Source organism: Rhodococcus sp. R1101 (assembly GCF_000278445.1).
GTDB lineage: Bacteria > Actinomycetota > Actinomycetes > Mycobacteriales > Mycobacteriaceae > Rhodococcus > Rhodococcus gordoniae.
In genome coordinates, this window is record NZ_AJVB01000624.1 from 1 (window position 1) to 1,887 (window position 1,887).

At 65.0% G+C, this 1,887-nt stretch carries 2 protein-coding genes and 1 pseudogene; all 3 read right to left on the minus strand.

All coding sequences use genetic code 11. The annotated features are described in order from the left end of the window. Positions 1-12: 12 nt before the first annotated feature. Positions 13-1,199: pseudogene (locus R1101_RS28225) on the minus strand (lipid-transfer protein). Further along, positions 1,196-1,606 (minus strand): MaoC/PaaZ C-terminal domain-containing protein, encoded by a 411-nt coding sequence (locus tag R1101_RS0122490; RefSeq protein ID WP_016935465.1) that lies wholly within the window; start codon positions 1,604-1,606, stop codon positions 1,196-1,198. The pseudogene R1101_RS28225 and the gene R1101_RS0122490 overlap by 4 nt, the downstream one beginning before the upstream one ends. Beyond that, a partial coding sequence (locus R1101_RS0122495; protein WP_016935466.1) for a Zn-ribbon domain-containing OB-fold protein occupies positions 1,603-1,887 on the minus strand: 285 nt, incomplete at its 5' end. The genes R1101_RS0122495 and R1101_RS0122490, both read right to left, overlap by 4 nt.

Below are 1,887 nucleotides of genomic sequence, written 5' to 3' on the forward strand. Positions count from 1 at the left end.
TCGACCGCTGCGTCAGCGGTCGACGGAAAGCACAATGGCGCTGTGCGGCACGGGGGGAGCCTCCCGTAACCAGCACGTTGTCGAGTGTCTTCGCAGGCTGGTTCACCGATGTGCCGCGGATCAACCGGACGCCTTCGGCGATGCCGTTGACGCCGTGGATATATCCCTCGCCCAGCTGGCCACCGTTGGTGTTTATCGGCAGGCGGCCGTCGAGTTCGAGGTTGCCGTCCGCGATGAAGTCCTTGGCCTCACCGCGGCCGCAGAACCCGTACTCCTCCAACTGGAGCAGCACCATCGGTGTGAAGGCGTCGTACAGCACTGCGGCGTCGATACCTCCGGGATCGACGCCGGACTGTGCCCACAACTGTTTCGCCACCAGTTCGACCTCGGGCATCACGTCGATGTCGTCGCGGTAGTAGCTGCTCATCGAGATCTGCTGAGGACCCACGCCCTGCGCCGCCGCAGAAATTACGGCAGGGGGGTGGGGGCAGATCTCTGGCCCGCTCGGTGCTCACGATCACCAGCGCCTGACCGCCGTCGCTCTCCTGGCAGCAGTCGAGCAGGCGCAGTGGGTCGGCAATCATCTTCGAGTTCTGGTGGTCCTCGATGGTGATCGGCCGGCCGTAGAACCACGCCTTCGGATTGTTCGCCGCGTGCTTGCGGGACAGTACGGAGATCTGCCCGAAGTCGGCACTCGTGACGCCGTACTGCTGCATGTAGCGGCGCGCGAGGAACGCCTCCTGTTGTGCCGGCGTGAGTAGCCCGTACGGATTGATCCAGTTGCGGTATTCCTGGTCGGTGTTCGCGTTGTAGGCGAACGGCGGGGGCCCCGCCCCGAACCGGTGTCCGGAACGTTCGTTGAACGCGCGGTACACCACGACGACGTCCGCGACTCCGCTCGCAACTGCGAGCGCGGCCTGCTGCACCGGGGCGCAGGCGCCGCCGCCGCCGTGTGGAATACGGCTGAAGAACTTCAGTTCAGGGATTCCCAGTGCACGCGCGACGGCGATCTCCGGGTTGGTTTCCATGGTGAAGAGGGCGAAGCCGTCCACTTCCTCGACGCCGATCCGGGCGTCGTCCAGCGCGGCGAGCACGCTTTCGCAGGCAAGTTGCCATTCGCTGCGACCGGAGTTCTTGGAGAATTCGGTGGCACCGATACCTGCGATGGCGGCTGCGCGTGAGAAGCCTCCGATGCTCATCGTGTCCCTCCTTCGTGCGGCGTCACGAAGACCTCGGCGGTCACATGGACACCGCGCTCGTTGGTGCCGAGCACCTTGACCGTGATCGTGTCGTCGCCGATTGCGGTGACTTCGCCGGTCATACGCATGGTGTCGCCGGGAAAGTTCGGGACGCCGAGCCGCAGGGAGACCCGCCGGATGCGCGAGGATGGTCCCGCCCAGTCGGTGATGTAGCGGTCAACGAACCCGTTGGTCGAATTGATGCTCATGAAGATGTCGGGGGTTCCGCGCTTGTTCGCCGCGCCGGGATCGTGGTGTACGTCTTCGAAATCCTGGGAGGCCATTGCTCCGGCCACGATGGTGGTCCGGTCCAAGGGTAGGTCGAGGTCCGGCAACAGGGTGCCTACCGAACATTCGGGCAAGCTCATGCGGCACCTCCGTTCGGGAGTCTCAGTTGCGGCAGGATCTCGCCGTGTGCGTGTTCGGCGAAGCAGACTTCGAGCTCCATTCCGATGTCGAGCCGATCGTGTTCGACACCTGCGATGTCGGCGACGATCCGGGTGCCTTCCGCGAGGTCGATCAGTCCGACGGCGAGCGGATAGTCGAAGGCCGGATCCTGCGGGTGGTGGATCACGGTCCAGCTGTGCAGGGTTCCTCGGCGAGCGGATTCGACGGTGTCCCAGGAGAAGGACCGGCAGGCGGGGCAGGC

Coding starts and splice junctions, on each gene's coding strand:
- R1101_RS0122490 (WP_016935465.1), bottom strand. CDS start 1,606: ATGAGCTTGCCCGAATGTTCGGTAGGCACCCTGTTGCCGGACCTCGAC.